The sequence below is a fragment of the Pseudomonas sp. PF05 genome, from assembly GCF_056521845.1.
Genome location: NZ_JBWLPW010000010.1, coordinates 21809 through 38796, shown reverse-complemented (window position 1 = coordinate 38796; position 16988 = coordinate 21809). Strand labels below are relative to the sequence as shown.

The following is a 16988-nucleotide window of genomic DNA, read 5'->3' as shown; positions in this document are numbered from 1 at the left end:
TTCAGCTCAGCCCCAGCTCCCGCCAGATCCGCAGTACCTGCCGACGTTCATCCACGAACTGATCGCCCGGGATCACCCCGGCATCCTTCTGCAAGGCCTGGCGGTGAGCGGCGGATCGGTAGGCTTTGTAGGCCTCGCGCAACAGCGTGGCATCTTCGGCCGGCATCAACCCAACCTCCTGCAACCCGTCCAGGATGCGGATGTTATCGGTGTAGCGCACCAGCGACGGGTGTTCCTCGGACCACGCCAGGGCCGCGTATTGCACCATAAATTCAATATCGACGATACCTCCGGCGTCCTGCTTGAGGTCGAAGGGCGCCGTGGCCTCGAAGGCATTCGGCGCAGTCCCGGCGGCGGTGGCCTTGCTGCCAAGGTTGTCGCGCATCTTGGCGCGCATCTCGCTGACCTCCTGGCGCAGCGTCGGCAAGTCACGCTTGCGTCCCAGCACCTGGGCGCGGACTTTCTCGAACGCCTGGCCCACGTCCTGGCTGCCCACCAGCACCCGCGCCCGCACCAACGCCTGATGCTCCCAGGTCCAGGCTTCATTCTCCTGATAACGGGCAAACGCCCCGAGGGAACTGACCAGCAACCCCGACGCCCCGGACGGCCGCAGGCGCATATCCACTTCATACAACTGCCCGGAGTTGGTCTGGGCGGTCAACAGGTGAATGATCCGCTGGCCGAGCCGGGTGAAGAACTGCGCGCCGTCGATGGGTTTCGGGCCGTCGGTTTCCGCCTGAGGGTCGCCATCGTGGATGAACACCAGGTCCAGGTCCGAACCATGCCCCAATTCCAGGCCGCCGACTTTTCCATAACCGACAATAATGAAGCCCGGATCGCACAGGCTGCCATCGGTGCGCAATGGCACACCGTGCTTGGCCACCGTCTGGCGCCAGGCCAGGGCCAGCACTTGTTCGAGAATCGCCTCGGCCAGCCAGGTCAGGTAATCGCTGACTTTCATCAGCGGCAGGCTGCCGGCGATTTCCGAGGCGGCCACCCGCAGGCGGTGCGCCAGCTTGAAATGCCGCAGCGCCTCCATTTGTTGCTCAAGGTCATCCTCGGGGATGCGCGTCAGGCGCTCACGCAACTCCGCCGCCAACTCCGGCGCCAAGGGCGGCTTGAACAGCCGGCCCTCGTTGAGCAATTCATCGAGCAGTAATGGGAAGCGGGTGATTTGTTCAGCAATCCACGGGCTCGCCGCGCACAACGTCAGCAAACGCCGCAGGGCGCCGGGGTTTTCCGTCAACAGCACCAGGTAGGCCGAACGGCGGGCCACGGCCTCCACCAAGGGCAGCACCCGCTCCAGCACCAAGTCCGGATCGGCATGCTCCACAGCCTGGGCCAGCAGGCGCGGAATGAAGGCATCCAGACGCTCGCGTCCCAGGCGTTGCATCGCGCGCAGTTGCGGGCTGCCGCGCAAGGCGGCCAAGGCCTTGAGGGTTTTGGGTGCATCGACGAAGCCGCCCTCTCCCAACTGACGACACGCCGCCTCTTCATCCTGGCTGTCTTCCCACAACGGCAACCATTCGCCGCCCACCACCACTTCGCTTTCGACGCCCGCTTCTTCATCCGGGTCGGCGATGACCTGGCCAAAATGCCAGGCCACACGCCCGCGCCAGTACATCAATTGCTCGTGAAAGGTCGACCAGTCGGCAAACCCCAGCATGAAGGCAATGCGCGCCTGATCCTGCGGGTTGTCCGGCAACATCTGGGTCTGGCGGTCGGCAATGGCCTGGATCGCATGCTCGGTATAACGCAGGAATTCATAACCTTGACGCAGCTCGTCGATCACCTTGGCCGGCAGATAGCCCTGGCCTTCCAGCGTGCCCAGCACCTTGAGCAGCGGGCGCTGCTGCAAGCTCAGGTCGCGACCGCCATGGATCAGTTGGAACGCCTGGGCAATGAACTCCACCTCACGAATGCCGCCCGAGCCCAGCTTGATGTTGTCGGCCATGCCCTTGCGCCGCACCTCCTGCTGGATCAGTTGCTTCATGGTGCGCAGCGCTTCGATGGCGGAAAAATCCAGGTAACGGCGATAGACGAACGGGCGCAGCATGTCGAGCAGTTGCGCTCCCGCCACCTGGTCACCCGCCACCACGCGCGCCTTGATCATGGCGTAACGCTCCCAGTCGCGGCCCTGGTCCTGGTAATACTGCTCCAGGGCATTGAAGCTCAGCACCAGCGCTCCGGCCGAGCCGTAGGGGCGCAGACGCATGTCGACGCGGAACACAAAACCGTCGACGGTCATCGGGTCCAGGGCCTTGATCAGGCGTTGGCCGACGCGGATGAAAAATTCCTGGTTATCCAGCGGTCGCTTGACGCCAACGGTTTCGCCGCCCTCGGGGTAGGCGAAAATGAGGTCGATGTCCGACGACAGGTTCAGCTCCACGGCGCCGAGCTTGCCCATGCCCAGGATGACCATCTGCTGCGGCTCGCCGCTGCGCCGTCCGGTGGGTGTGCCGAATTGCTGGCTGAGGCGCTGGTACAACCATTGATAGGCCTGGTCGATGCAGGTGTCGGCCATGTCCGAGAGGTCGCGGCAGGTCTGGACCAAGTCGGCCTGGCGGGTCAGGTCGCGCCAGATGATCCGCACTTGCTGGCGGGTGCGCTGGCGGCGCAGGACGCGGCCCAGCTCTTCTTCCGTCTCGGCGGCCTGCACGGCGGCACCGATCTGCGCGCACATTTCACCGGGCGCCAGGCTGCGGTCCAGTTCGCCGCTGCGCACCAGTTCCAGTAGCATCACCGGGTCACGGACACTCTGCTCGATGACAAAGTCGCTGGCGGCGGCAATACGGTTGAACGCCTCCCAGCGCTGCGGGGTCCAGGCCGACAGCCCGTGATCGTCGTCGAGCAAGGCGACCACCGCACGGAACGACTGCTCGGCGCGACTGACCAATGACTGGAGAATGGCCGGTACCATTTCCGGTATTGGGGCAAGCGAGGGCAGGCTCATGGTCTATCCTTGATCGGCGCAGGGGAGGCTGGATGTAGTGTTTTTTCAAAAGACACTACCTGATCGACTGTCGAACAAAGATGATAAATAGCTGAAAATCTGATTTTATTGGCAGCCGGCATCAAGTTTTTACCTGTTCGAGTTGGCTAAAGACCAACAGTAACGATTATTCTCACAACGAAACGAGGGGCCATAAGCCGCTCATGTGTAGTTTTACTACTCGTCTATACATTCGAAAGGCTGAAACGGCCGACGATTTGTAGTAAAACTACACGCCGCCGAAACAACCTTCGGCAATCCAAGAATTTATATCGTCTGCCCACAAGGCCAGTCGCAAACTCAGGCAACCGATTCTGGTAGCCTTTCCGCCCTGGAGCAAGCCATGCAAGACCTCGATCCCGTCGAAACCCAGGAATGGCTGGACGCCCTGGAATCGGTTCTCGACAAAGAAGGCGAAGACCGTGCTCATTATCTGATGACCCGTATGGGCGAACTCGCAACCCGCAGCGGTTCGCAACTGCCCTACGCCATCACCACGCCGTACCGCAACACGATCCCCGTTACCCACGAAGCACGCATGCCTGGCGACCTGTTCATGGAACGCCGCATTCGCTCGCTGGTACGCTGGAACGCGTTGGCCATGGTCATGCGTACCAACCTGAAAGATTCTGACCTGGGCGGTCACATCTCCAGCTTCGCCTCCAGCGCGACGCTGTATGACATCGGCTTCAACTATTTCTTCCAGGCCCCGACCGACGAACACGGCGGCGACCTGATCTACTTCCAGGGTCACGCATCGCCAGGCGTCTACGCCCGTGCGTTCATGGAAGGCCGCATCTCCGAAGACCAGATGAACAACTTCCGCCAGGAAGTGAACGGCAACGGCCTGTCTTCGTACCCGCACCCTTGGCTGATGCCGGACTTCTGGCAGTTCCCGACCGTTTCCATGGGCCTGGGTCCGATCCAGGCGATCTACCAGGCGCGCTTCATGAAGTACCTGGAAGCCCGTGGCTTCATCCAGCCAGGCAAGCAGAAAGTCTGGTGCTTCATGGGTGACGGCGAGTGCGACGAACCGGAATCCCTGGGCGCGATCTCCCTGGCCGGCCGCGAGAAGCTGGACAACCTGATCTTCGTCATCAACTGCAACCTGCAGCGCCTCGACGGCCCGGTTCGCGGCAACGCCAAGATCATCCAGGAACTCGAAGGCGTGTTCCGTGGCGCCCAATGGAACGTCAACAAAGTCATCTGGGGTCGTTTCTGGGACCCACTGCTGGCCAAGGACGTCGACGGCATCCTGCAACGTCGTATGGACGAAGTCATCGACGGCGAGTACCAGAACTACAAGGCCAAGGACGGCGCATTCGTCCGTGAGCACTTCTTCAACACGCCTGAACTCAAGGCAATGGTTGCCGACTTGTCCGACGACGAGATCTGGAAGCTCAACCGTGGCGGCCACGACCCGTACAAGGTCTATGCGGCGTACCATCAGGCGGTCAACCACAAAGAGCAGCCAACCGTCATCCTGGCCAAGACCATCAAGGGTTATGGCACCGGTGCCGGCGAAGCGAAGAACACCGCGCACAACACCAAGAAGGTCGATGTCGACAGCCTGAAGCTGTTCCGCGACCGCTTCGACATTCCGGTCAAGGACAGCGAGCTGGAAAACCTGCCGTTCTTCAAGCCCGAAGAAGGCAGCGCCGAAGCTCGTTACCTGGCAGAGCGCCGTGCCGCACTGGGCGGTTTCGTACCGCAGCGTCGCGCCAAGAGCTTCAGCGTCCCGACCCCGCCACTGGAGACCCTCAAGGCAATCCTGGACGGCTCGGGCGACCGTGAAATCTCCACCACCATGGCTTTCGTGCGGATCCTCGCGCAACTGGTCAAGGACAAGGAAATCGGCCAGCGCATCGTCCCGATCATCCCGGACGAAGCCCGTACCTTCGGTATGGAAGGCATGTTCCGCCAGTTGGGTATCTACTCGTCCGTCGGCCAGCTCTACGAGCCAGTCGATAAAGACCAGGTGATGTTCTACCGCGAAGACAAGAAGGGCCAGATCCTCGAAGAAGGCATCAACGAAGCGGGCGCCATGAGTTCCTTCATTGCCGCCGGTACTTCGTACTCCAGCCACAACCAGCCGATGCTGCCGTTCTACATCTTCTACTCGATGTTCGGCTTCCAGCGCATCGGCGACCTGGCCTGGGCGGCCGGCGACAGCCGTACCCGTGGCTTCCTGATCGGCGGTACCGCAGGCCGCACCACCCTCAACGGTGAAGGCCTGCAGCACGAAGACGGCCACAGCCACATGCTGGCCGGGACCATCCCGAACTGCCGCACCTATGATCCGACCTACGGCTACGAGCTGGCGGTGATCATCCAGGACGGCATGAAGAAGATGACCGAAGAGCAACAGGACGTCTTCTACTACATCACCGTGATGAACGAGTCCTACCAGCAGCCAGCCATGCCGGCCGGCGTAGAGGAAGGCATCGTCAAGGGCATGTACCTGCTCGAAGAAGATACCCGCGAAGCGGCGCACCACGTCCAGCTGATGGGCTCGGGCACCATCCTGCGCGAAGTGCGTGAGGCGGCGAAGATCCTGCGTGAAGAGTTCAACGTCGGCGCCGACGTCTGGAGCGTCACCAGCTTCAACGAACTGCGTCGCGACGGCCTGGCCGTAGAGCGCAGCAACCGCCTGCACCCTGGCCAGAAGCCAAAGCTGAGCTACGTCGAAGAATGCCTGAACGGCCGCAAAGGTCCGGTCATCGCGTCTACCGACTACATGAAGCTGTTCGCCGAACAGATCCGTCAGTGGGTTCCTTCCAAGGAATTCAAAGTGCTGGGCACCGACGGTTTCGGCCGTAGCGACAGCCGCAAGAAGCTGCGTCACTTCTTCGAAGTCGACCGTAAGTTCGTTGTGTTGGCAGCCCTGGAAGCCCTGGCTGACCGTGGCGATATCGAACCTAAAGTGGTGGCCGAAGCCATCGCCAAGTTCGGCATCGATCCGGAAAAACGCAACCCACTGGACTGCTGAGGAGAATTTTCGTGAGCGAACTCATTCGCGTACCTGACATCGGCAGCGGTGAAGGTGAAGTAATTGAACTGTTTGTGAAGGTCGGCGACCGCATCGAAGCCGACCAGAGCATCCTGACGCTTGAATCGGACAAGGCCAGCATGGAAGTGCCTGCGCCGAAGGCCGGTGTCATCAAGAGCCTGAAAGTGAAGCTCGGCGACCGTCTGAAAGAAGGCGACGAACTGCTGGAACTGGAAGTCGAGGGCGCCGCTGCGGCGCCTGAAGCACCCGCCCCTGCTGCCGCCCCGGCCGCGGCTGAAAAGCCTGCCGCCGCACCGGCTGCCGAAGCGGCTCCCGCGCCAGCTGCTGCGCCTGCCGCTGCCACCGTCCAGGACATTCATGTCCCGGACATCGGTTCGTCGGGCAAGGCCAAGATCATCGAAGTGCTGGTCAAGGTTGGCGACACCGTCGAAGCCGACCAGTCGCTGATCACCCTGGAATCCGACAAGGCCAGCATGGAAATCCCCTCGCCGGCCGCCGGTGTGGTGGAAAGCGTCGAGATCAAGCTGGAAGACGAAGTCGGCACCGGTGACCTGATCCTGAAACTCAAGGTCGCTGGCGCTGCGGCGCCTGCCGCACCCGCCCAGGCCGCTGCACCTGCCGCCAAGACCGAAGCCCCGGCTCCAGCCGCCGCGCCTGCCGCCAAGGCCGAGGCTGCCCCAGCCCCGGTCGCCGCGCCTGCGCCAAGCGGTGCCAAGGTGCACGCTGGCCCTGCGGTGCGTCAGCTGGCCCGTGAATTCGGTGTCGAGCTGTCGGCCGTCGGCCCAAGCGGCCCTCACGGTCGCGTGCTGAAAGAAGACGTGCAAGCCTACGTCAAGGCCATGATGCAGAAGGCCAAGAACGCACCGGCCGAAGGCGCCACTGGCGGCGCGGGCATTCCGCCGATCCCGGCGGTGGACTTCAGCCGCTTCGGCGAAACCGAAGAAGTGGCCATGACGCGCCTGATGCAGATCGGCGCTTCGAGCCTGCACCGCAGCTGGCTGAACATTCCGCACGTGACCCAGTTCGACCAGGCCGACATCACCGAGCTGGAAGCTTTCCGCGTCGCCCAGAAAGCCGTCGCGGAAAAGGCCGGCGTGAAGCTGACCGTGCTGCCCCTGCTGCTCAAGGCGTGTGCGCACCTGCTCAAGGAACTGCCGGACTTCAACAGCTCCCTGGCGCCAAGCGGCAAGGCTGTGATCCGCAAGAAATACGTGCACATCGGCTTTGCCGTCGACACCCCGGAAGGCCTGCTGGTACCGGTCATCCGCAACGTCGACCAGAAGAGCCTGCTGCAACTGGCTGGCGAAGCCGCTGCCCTGGCCGAAAAAGCCCGGAGCAAGAAGCTCACTGCCGACGACATGCAAGGCGCCTGCTTCACCATCTCCAGCCTCGGGCACATTGGCGGCACCGGCTTCACGCCGATCGTCAACGCGCCGGAAGTGGCGATCCTGGGTGTTTCCAAGGCCACCATCCAGCCGGTCTGGGACGGTAAAGCCTTCCAGCCCAAGCTGATGCTGCCACTGTCGCTGTCCTACGATCACCGTGTGATCAACGGCGCCGCCGCTGCACGCTTCACCAAGCGCTTGAGCGACCTGCTGGGCGACATCCGCACCATCCTGCTGTAACACCGGGCGGCCCTCCCTTGGGAGGGCCATTCGGCGCACCGTTTTCCGAGCGCCACGCTCGTACCTCAACCCCGCCCGTTTGGCGGGGCTTTTTTTGCCTGGAATCCAAGCCTGCTCCCACAATGGTCTTGCGGCGCCAAGGCTATTTTCCTACCACACAAGCTCTAAATGACCACGCCACCTGTTAGTCATTTCCCACAACTTGCGCCCCCTTCCCTAGCGATATTTATGGCGCGTCGAGCTTTAGCATCAAGCCGCCAAGGCAACTTGATACTTGCCCCCACTACTAAAATTTCGAATGGATTCGAATATGTTCAAACCTACCGTCGGCCCCATAGTCGGCCACACGACAACGGATCACGCCCGGATATTCCTGCGGGGCGATCACGCCAACAACCGGGCATTCGCCGGCATTCGCCACCGGCGCCAAGGCGATACACGCTGGTCGAAAGGGCACTTTGTCCAATTGGAGGCCTACCGCGACATGTCCGATGTGATCGTGTTGAAAGACCTTCAACCCGATACCGCCTACGAATACCAGGCCGGCTGGGTCAGTCCCCTGAGCCCGACCCATACCGTGGTAACCGTCCAGGAACTGCCGCTGCAATGGCCCCGGAACACCTACTGCTTACGCACACCGGCCAGCAGAACCGATGCACCTCGCGCCTATATCGTGGGTTCTTGCCGCTACTTGCGAATCGCCGCAGGCACGCCGCTGCTACCCGGGCTTGGGGACCGCACCTTTGCCGGCATCAACCGCCTCGTGGCGCAGGCCGACCCACCGATCAGCGCGGTGTTGATGACCGGCGACCAGGTTTATCTGGATGACCTGAATGTCATCGGCCCGGACCGAACCTATAAGAACATTCTCTCCAGATACCGCACGGTATTCACCCAGCCGCACATCAGGAAACTGATGTCTGGTACCCCTACCTACATGATCCTCGACGACCATGAGATCGAAGACAACTGGCCTGCCAGGAGAACCGGTAACGACGACATCCTGTACGCCAATGCCATGGACGCTTATGGGCTTTATCAGGCCAGCCATGGACCCGCCCATGAACTGTCGAACGACGGAACATTAAACAAGTCGCTAACCCGCTACTGGTACACCTTCAGCCACGGCGATATCCAATGGTTCGTCACCGACAGCCGGACGCAACGCAACCTGTCGGCGGATGATCGGCGCATCCTCGACAAGGAACAGGAACAGTCTTTGCTCGAGTGGCTCGTCAACAGCCCCGCCCGGGTCAAACTCGTCGTGACCAGCGTCATGTTCTTCCCTGACAGCAAGCACGATGATGGCGATGCCTGGCAGGCCTTCCCGGAACAACGCCTGCGCCTGCTGGAAACCATACGCCGCCACCGGATCAAAAACGTGGTTTTCGTCTCGGGCGATGTCCACGGTTCCATGACCAACCGCCTGGGTCACAGCGAGGATCCTGATTTCGAGGTCAACACCGTCGTTTCCTCGCCGTTCTACAACAGCAAATTGCTGCCTTTTGCAAAAGCCTCGGATTTTATTTTCCACAGGCCCATGGCCCGCACCAAAAGCGGTGAGTACCGCTATGAACTGACCAGCAAAGTGGTGAGCCAGGACAACTTCGCCCGCCTGCATGTCACGGCGCAGAGCCTTCAAGTCACCTTCCACGACCGGGACGGCAATCCCTTGCAAACCGTCGATATTGCCCTGCAATGACCTTCCATGCCCTCTGATCGGTCGGCGACTGGAGAAATCCTCTCGTCGGCCGATAAAAGGTTTATAGCACTTGGCCTTCATCTCTCTTGTCAGCCAGTGCCGCAATGATGCAACCTTGCGCCAATCCGTAATAACGAGGGCGTCAGCCCGGCGCGATCAGCATTTTCGAAGCGAGTTTCCCCATGAAAAGCCAACCCGATGCCGCCAGCCGTATGGCGGCCGAGGTAGTGACGCAGTTACCGGTGCCCTCGCGGCTCGGTATGCTGCGTTTCGAACGGCTGAATGAAGCAAGCTGGGCGCTGTTGTTCCTCGACCCCAACTGCGAGCGATACTTCGGTCTGCCGGCGGTAGAACTGTGCTCGCTGGTCAGTGCGCCCTACGCCAGCTTGATGGAGCCCGAAGCGCGCTATCAGTTGCACGACGCCATCCAGCAACAATTGGCCCAGGCCGCGCATTACCAGATTCGCTACACGCTCCACACCACCAAGGGCCCGATGAATGTGCTGGAGACGGGTGAAGCCTATAAGCAACACAATCGTCATCTGCTACGCGGTTACCTGCTGGCGGTGGACCATTTGCTGCAAGGCGAACCCTCCGTGCCCGCGCTGGACCTGGAAACCCAGAATTCACGCCTGCAGATCGCCCTGGAACTGAACCAGCGCGCCCAGCAAGAACAGCTCCAGCACCTGGACCGGGTACGCGCCCAACAAGACTTGATCCTGCTGCTGACCCGTCAACGCTACAGTGCCAACAACTCCCTGCTCGAAGCGGCCGAACTCATCACCCGCAGCGCCTGCGACATCTACCAGATCGACTGCGCCAGCCTCTGGAATCTGGACGATGGCAAACTGGTGCCGATTTCCGCCTACAACCACGCGTCCCAGGAGTATTTCCTGCCAGCGGTGATCAACGCCAACGACTTTCCCAACTACATGGAGGCGTTGCAGACCTGCCGCGCCATTGACGCCCACAATGCGATGCGCGACCCGCGCACCCGGGAAATGGCCGAGAGCCTGCGCGCCCGTGACGTCAATGCCATTCTCGACGCGAGCGTGCGTATCGACGGCCAGGTGGTGGGCGTGCTGTGCCTGGAGCAAGTGGGCGTCACCCGCGCCTGGCAATCGGATGAAATCGCCTTTGCCGGCGAGCTGGCGGACCAGTTCGCCCAGGTTATCAACAACCACAACCGACGTACCGCCACCAGCGCCCTGCACTTGTTCCAGCGCGCTGTGGAGCAGAGCGCCAACGCGTTCCTGCTGGTCAATTGCGACGGTGTGGTGGAGTACGTCAACCCGAGCTTCACCGCGATCACCCAGTACACCACCGAGGAAGTCCACGGCCAACGCCTCTCGGAACTGCCGGCCCTGGAGAACCTCAGCGAACTGCTGTTCGACGCACCCTCGGCGCTGGCCCAGAGCAACAGCTGGCAGGGTGAGTTCAAGAGCCGGCGCAAGAACCTGGAGCCCTACTGGGGCCAGCTGTCGATCTCCAAGGTCTATGGCGATAACCGCGAGCTGACCCATTACATCGGCATCTACGAAGACATCACCCAGACCAAGCTGGCCCAGCAGCGCATCGAGCGCCTGGCCTACACCGACAACCTGACCAACCTGGGCAACCGTCCGGCGTTCATTCGCAACCTCGATGAACGCTTCGCCCGGGACAGTGACTCACCCATCAGCCTGCTGCTGGTGGACATCGACAACTTCAAGCGCATCAACGACAGCCTCGGCCACCAGACCGGTGACAAACTGCTGATCAGCCTGGCCCGGCGCCTGCGCAACAGCTTGAGCCCCAGCGGCAGCCTGGCGCGATTTGCCAGTAACGAATTCGCGGTCCTGCTGGACGACACGAGCCTGGAAGCCGGGCAGCAGATTGCCAGCCAGTTGCTGATGACCCTCGACAAACCCATGTTCGTCGATAACCAGTTGATCAGCGTGACCGGCTCCGTGGGCCTGGCCTGCGCGCCGCTGCACGGTCGCGATCCACAGACCCTGATGCGCAACGCCGGTCTCGCCCTGCACAAGGCCAAGGCCAACGGCAAGCACCAGGTCCAGGTGTTCACCGAGGCCCTGAATGCCGAGGCCAGCTACAAGCTGTTCGTAGAAAACAACCTGCGCCGCGCCCTGACCCAGAATGAGCTGGACGTGTTCTACCAGCCCAAGCTGTGCCTGCGCAGCGGCCGCCTGCTGGGCATGGAAGCGCTGCTGCGCTGGAACCATCCGGAAAAGGGCATGATCCGACCGGACCAGTTCATCAGCGTGGCCGAAGAAACCGGCCTGATCATCCCCATTGGCAAATGGATCGCTCGCCAGGCTTGCCGCATGAGCAAACAGCTGACCGCAGCCGGCCTGGGTAACCTGCAAGTGGCGATCAACCTGTCGCCCAAGCAGTTTTCCGACCCGGACCTGGTCGCCTCCATCGCCAGCATTCTCAAGGAGGAGCAACTGCCGGCCCGGCTGCTGGAACTGGAGCTGACCGAAGGCCTGTTGCTGGAAGCCACCGAAGACACCCACTTGCAGCTCGACCAGCTCAAGCGCCTGGGGCTGACCTTGGCCATGGATGACTTCGGCACCGGGTATTCGTCCCTGAGTTACCTGAAGAAATTCCCGATCGACATCATCAAGATCGATCGCAGCTTCATCCACGAAATCCCGGACAACCAGGACGACATGGAGATCACCTCCGCAGTGATCGCCATGGCCCACAACCTGAAACTCAAGGTCGTGGCCGAAGGCATCGAGACCGCCCAGCAACTGGCCTTCCTGCGCCGTCATCGCTGCGACGTCGGCCAGGGCTACCTGTTCGACCGACCAATCCCCGGCGCCGATCTGGTCGAAAAACTCAAGCGCTACCCCCGCGGACCGCTGGTCTGACGGTCGCAGCCACCTCTACGTCCATCCCCTCGCCACCGTTGTCGCTTTCTTAACGAATCGGCATTGGGCACACTGACGGTCTATTTCGCTCAACTCAATCTGACTGAGAGGACTGATGATGGTCTTGCGCTCGGAAATTCTGGTGAACAAAAACGTGCTTCCTACTCAAGAACAAGCCCTGCCTGGCCGTGAAACGCCAATGACCGTGCCGGAAAAACACTTCGTCCTCGACGCGCCACTGCTGGGCCCGTTTGCCATGGACGTGGATTTCGCAATCTTCGGCCTCGGCTGCTTCTGGGGCGCAGAACGCAAATTCTGGCAGCGCGAAGGCGTGGTCAGTACGGCGGTGGGTTATGCCGGCGGCTTCACGCCGAACCCGACGTATGAAGAAGTCTGTTCGGGCCTCACCGGCCACAGCGAGGTGGTGCTGGTGGTCTACGAGCCAGCAAAAGTCAGCTACGAGCAGCTTCTGAAAATGTTCTGGGAACTGCACAACCCGACCCAGGGCATGCGCCAGGGGAATGACATCGGCACCCAGTACCGTTCGGTGATCTATGCCACCACCCCGGCTCAACTGACGGCGGCCAAACACAGCGAAGAAGTCTTCCAGGCCGAGTTGACCAAGGCGGGCAAAGGCACCATCACGACCGAAATCGAAGAAGCACCGACGTTCTACTTCGCCGAGACCTACCACCAGCAGTACCTGGCGAAAAACCCTGAAGGCTATTGCGGGATTGGCGGTACGGGCGTGACCTGCCCGATCTGACTTTCAAGCCCCCGGTCCCAGTGTGGGAGCTGGGCTCGTGGGAGCGAGGCTTGCCCGCGATGGCGGCGGCACATTCAACAGCAATGCAGCTGAACCACCGTCATCGCGAGCAAGCTCGGCTCCCACAGGGTTGTGGGGTGTTCACAGAATTGTAGCTGCCACAAATCCCTGTGGGAGCCGAGCTTGCTCGCGATGACGACCTTCCAGGCGCCATCGACGCATCAGCTCTCAGCGATCAACCAATCCATCTGCCACCCACCCTGGGTCTGTCCCAACTTTTTCGACAGCCACGGCAGCAGTTCACGCAATTCTTCCTCCAGCCCCCACGGCGGATTGGCAATCGCCAGGCCGGAGCCGTTCAGGCTGTTGGGCGTCGCCAATGGGTGCACCAGCAGCTCCACCCGCAACAGCTTCGGCGCGCCCGTGCCGGCCAGATCCTGGTAGAAGCGACGCAACATCCGCTGGTCCTTTACCGGGTACCAGATCGCCGCCACCGTCTGTCGCATCCGGCCAATGGCTTCCTTGAGGGAGGCGGCGCAACGCTGCATCTCGTCCAGCTGTTCGAACGGCGGATCGATCAGCATCAGGGCACGCTTCTCTGCCACCGGCAGCAGCGCCCGCGGCACATGCCAGCCCTCACCCAGATGGACCGCCACGCGACGGTCGCCTTTCATGTTGTCCTTGAGCAACACGCCATCTTCAGGGTGTTTTTCATTGAGCAGCACACGGTCCTGCGAACGGGTCAGGCGCCGCGCAAGTTCCGGCGAGCCCGGGTAGTAGCGCAACTGCCCGTCCGGGTTCATTTCGTGCAGCACCTTCATGTAATCGGCGGTCAACGGTGGCAGATCGCTCTCGCCCCACAACCGCGCAATGCCCTCCAGGTACTCACCGGTACGGTTGGCCTGGTCACCCTGCAGGTCGTACAGCCCGATGCCCGCGTGGGTATCGAGGTAGGCGAAGGGCTGCTCCTTGCGCGACATCAAAGCGATGAGGCGGGTCAAGGTCAGGTGTTTGAACACATCGGCGTGATTGCCGGCGTGGAAGGCGTGGCGATAGTTCATGGCGGCTCCTGCGAAGGGCGACGAGTTTACCTTGAAGCGCGTCGGACGTCAGGGGTTCGCAGCCCGGCGGACACGCCAACATCAGCCCAGCTCACGCATCAAATACGCCTGCAATGGCGCCTTTTTCGCCTCAACCGCCTCCGATCGCTCAAGAAAGTGGGCAATCTTGCGCCGCAGGACGCTGCCGTCGACCCGTTCGAACAAATACGGATGCTCTTCACCCAGCCAGGCGAGCAAGTTGTCCAGCAGACAGTCCGTCGGAACCTCGACCATTGCGTCCAACAGTGCGACGGGCACTTGCCACCAGGGGAAAGCCTGGGCCGGGCGCAGGGCATTTCCCCCGATCTCAAGGGATTGCCCGTTGATCAGGCATCGCTTGATGACCGGCAAGAGTTGCCCGGCGTCTACCTCCGTCGATTGCAGAATCGGCCGCATGAAGCGCCCATCCCAAAAACGCAGGAAGACCGGCTTGCCATCGGGCAACAGCACCTTTGTGAGTCCTCGCAAGTGTTCGGCAAGGATTTGCTGGCTCACACACGAAACCGCCAGCCAACCCCAATCGAGGGAGTCGGTGGCGGCTATCCAATCAAGAAACCCGCTGTCTGCGCTGACCAGCCCTGCATAGGGCATGACCGTTTCCCACTCGGCGTACGACGTATCGGCCCAGATCGGGCTGGCGACTGCGTTCATAGAGCGCCTCCAGGCCGACAACGCCCCGGCGCTACTGGCATTGCTGAAAATGGCGAAAAGTTGCTCAGAGGCCTGCAAGGGGTGGTCCTCAAGCCAGGCGCGAGGAGATTGGTCGCTGCTCATGGACGCCCCCGGACATCGACAGGCTTGTGCAAGACCGGCGGCACTGTGCAGGCACCGTTTCTGCAACGCTCACACTCCTCGCAGAACGGCGCCGAGCCTTGGAAACTGAGGATTTGCGCAAGGGAAAGCGCAGGCGCCGCCGCAGCGACCAGCTTCTCGGCGCTGTCTGGCGCGCCGGATGCCGCCCTCATGACTGCCATCGGCGCCCCACCGACTTCAATGGGTACACTGCTGGAGATCCCGCCGGCGCCGATATTGATCCAATGGCCGCCGGCCTGAAGCGTGACGCTGGCGCCCCCGTCCAATACCACTTGCTGGCCGGCGCTGACATGAAAGTGCTGGCTGGCGCTCAGTACCTGGCTGGTGACACGAATATGCCGCTCGCCGCTCACCAGCAGATGATCGTCCTGCCGCACTTCTGCCCGGCGCCCACCATGGGTAAGGCGCTGCTCATCGGCCTTGAGCTCGTGCCGTGCCGTACCGGCGACAACGATGCTGCGCTCGTGATCGACCTGCACCCGCTGGTCGTGCAGCACATGCTGGGTCCAGTTGCGCTGGGCCCGCAGGTAGATCTCCTCGGCACCCTTGCGATCTTCGATGCGCAATTCGTTGTAACCTCCCCCGCCGGGGCTGCTCTGGCTGCGCAACACGCTGCGGGTCTTGTCCGCCGGAAGGTCCAGCGGCACCGGGTTGGCGCCATTGGGCAGGCACCCGACGACCAACGGTTTGTCCACGTCGCCATCGATGAACCCCACCAGGACTTCCATCCCGACCCGGGGGATCATCACTGCGCCATAGTGATCGTGGGCCCAACCGGAGGCCACGCGCAGCCAGCAGCTGGAGTGCTCATCGCACTGACCGTCGCGATCCCAGACCAATTGCACCTTGACCCGTCCGAACTCATCGCAGTGGATTTCGCTGTCGACCGGCCCGGTCACTACCGCCGACTGATAGCCGTGGGCGCGGGGCTTTTCGTGATGCAGCGGCGGCCGAAAGAACACGTCCCATGGCGTGGCGAGAAAGGTATTTTTGTAGCCCTGGAATTCATCCGGGCCGACAGCGGCTGTTTCTTCCAGCACCTGCGGTTGACGGCCATGATGGTCGATCTGCGTCAGGAGCCAGAGATCATTCCACGGTTCCCGGGGATGATCCTTGATGCACATGAAGTGCCCGCTGACGAAGGCACTTTCATCGCTGCCGCCTTCTGCCACGCAGTGGTCGGCGCCATGGCGCTCAAGGGCACGTCGGGTCAGATGCTTGCCGTCGTCACGGGCAGAGAAACCGCCGGGGTAGTGATAGTCCTCGAGCACAGGGCGCTGCCGATTGTCGAGGTGGGTTTGCAGTAACAGACCGGGCTTGCGGAAGTCGTAATCACGCAGCGTCACCGCAGTGGTACGGGTCTGGAGCCGCACCGCCAGGCGCTTGATGGCCGGCTCGGCGGCGGCCATGCCGCTGCCCGGCAGGTACAGCGTTGATTCGGGCAGGCGGGGAAACACCGTCTGGTCGTCACCGAACACCAGCAGATGGCTATCCGGGAGGTGCCTGAAGTGATAATGGATGCCGACTTCGGCGCAGATCCGCTCGATGAACGCCAGGTCGCTTTCGCCATACTGCACGCAATACTCGCGCTCGGGGTATTGCCCACCAAGCGTGAAGTGACAGGCATCCGCCAGGATCCCGTGTTCCTTCAACACCCTGGCGACGATATCGGGCACGCTCAGGTGCTGGAAAATCCGTTGGTTGATGCGATGGCGCAAGTAGGCCAGGCGGGGCATCAGGCTGATCTGATAACGGGTCAGGCGCTTGCCCGAATCCCCCTGGGCCACGCTATAGACCTGACCGTGTATGCCACCGCCCAAATCATCGAACCTCAGAAATGCCTGGTGATGAAGGAGCTCTTCCAGCGCCAGGTCAGACCGCTCGCTGACCAGTTCCAGGTCGAAGCGATAGGGCTGGCTGATGGCTTCCTTGCCCTTGAACTCAAGCACCTTGAGTTCATTCGGCCCGCTGTCGAGCGTTAGCGTGAAACGAGGTTGGTTGGCAGGCGGGAACATCCAATGTGCCTCTGCGAAATGGAGGCGGGCGATTCTGCACGAGCGATAGGGTGAATGGATTGGCGGTCAGGAAAAACAGATTTCCCCTA

At 61.7% G+C, this 16988-nt stretch carries 9 protein-coding genes; 5 read left to right on the top strand and 4 right to left on the bottom strand.

The genetic code is table 11. From position 1 onward, the window contains the following. Nucleotide 1: 1 nt before the first annotated feature. Nucleotides 2–2953, bottom strand: a complete 2952-nt coding sequence (gene glnE, locus AC09SL_RS17570) for a bifunctional [glutamate--ammonia ligase]-adenylyl-L-tyrosine phosphorylase/[glutamate--ammonia-ligase] adenylyltransferase (protein ID WP_058543025.1) — start codon at nt 2951–2953, stop codon at nt 2–4. A 382-nt stretch (nt 2954–3335) separates the two neighbouring features. On the opposite strand from glnE, the gene aceE reads away from it, so the two are divergent. The 5 genes from aceE to msrA all read left to right on the top strand — a co-directional run bounded on the left by aceE (nt 3336) and on the right by msrA (nt 12971). Further along, on the top strand, nt 3336–5981 hold the full coding sequence (gene aceE, locus AC09SL_RS17565) for a pyruvate dehydrogenase (acetyl-transferring), homodimeric type (RefSeq protein WP_058543024.1): 2646 nt from the start codon (nt 3336–3338) through the stop codon (nt 5979–5981). An 11-nt stretch (nt 5982–5992) separates the two neighbouring features. After that, nucleotides 5993–7627, top strand: coding sequence for a dihydrolipoyllysine-residue acetyltransferase (aceF, locus tag AC09SL_RS17560; protein ID WP_058543023.1), 1635 nt, complete (start codon nt 5993–5995; stop codon nt 7625–7627). Nucleotides 7628–7937: 310 nt separating this feature from the next. After that, entirely contained in the window at nt 7938–9329 is a 1392-nt protein-coding gene (locus AC09SL_RS17555) for an alkaline phosphatase D family protein (protein WP_064107012.1), read from the top strand. A gap of 182 nt (nt 9330–9511) precedes the next feature. Next, nucleotides 9512–12205 (top strand): putative bifunctional diguanylate cyclase/phosphodiesterase, encoded by a 2694-nt coding sequence (locus tag AC09SL_RS17550; RefSeq protein WP_058543022.1) that lies wholly within the window; start codon nt 9512–9514, stop codon nt 12203–12205. Between the two features lie 118 nt (nt 12206–12323). Next, a complete protein-coding gene (gene msrA, locus AC09SL_RS17545) occupies nt 12324–12971 on the top strand; it encodes a peptide-methionine (S)-S-oxide reductase MsrA (RefSeq protein WP_058543056.1) in 648 nt (215 codons plus the stop codon). Between the two features lie 221 nt (nt 12972–13192). Here msrA and AC09SL_RS17540 read toward each other — a convergent pair whose 3' ends face one another. The 3 genes from AC09SL_RS17540 to AC09SL_RS17530 all read right to left on the bottom strand — a co-directional run bounded on the left by AC09SL_RS17540 (nt 13193) and on the right by AC09SL_RS17530 (nt 16899). After that, nucleotides 13193–14032: a 23S rRNA (adenine(2030)-N(6))-methyltransferase RlmJ gene (locus AC09SL_RS17540; protein WP_003197086.1), complete on the bottom strand. Its 840-nt coding sequence runs from the start codon at nt 14030–14032 to the stop codon at nt 13193–13195. Nucleotides 14033–14113: 81 nt separating this feature from the next. Next, nucleotides 14114–14845, bottom strand: a complete 732-nt coding sequence (locus tag AC09SL_RS17535; protein WP_058545578.1) for a DUF4123 domain-containing protein — start codon at nt 14843–14845, stop codon at nt 14114–14116. Then, nucleotides 14842–16899 carry a type VI secretion system Vgr family protein gene (locus AC09SL_RS17530; protein ID WP_058545577.1) on the bottom strand — a complete coding sequence of 686 codons (2058 nt, stop codon included), beginning with the start codon at nt 16897–16899 and terminating at the stop codon, nt 14842–14844. The genes AC09SL_RS17535 and AC09SL_RS17530 overlap by 4 nt, the downstream gene beginning before the upstream one ends. Between the last annotated feature and the right edge of the window lie 89 nt (nt 16900–16988).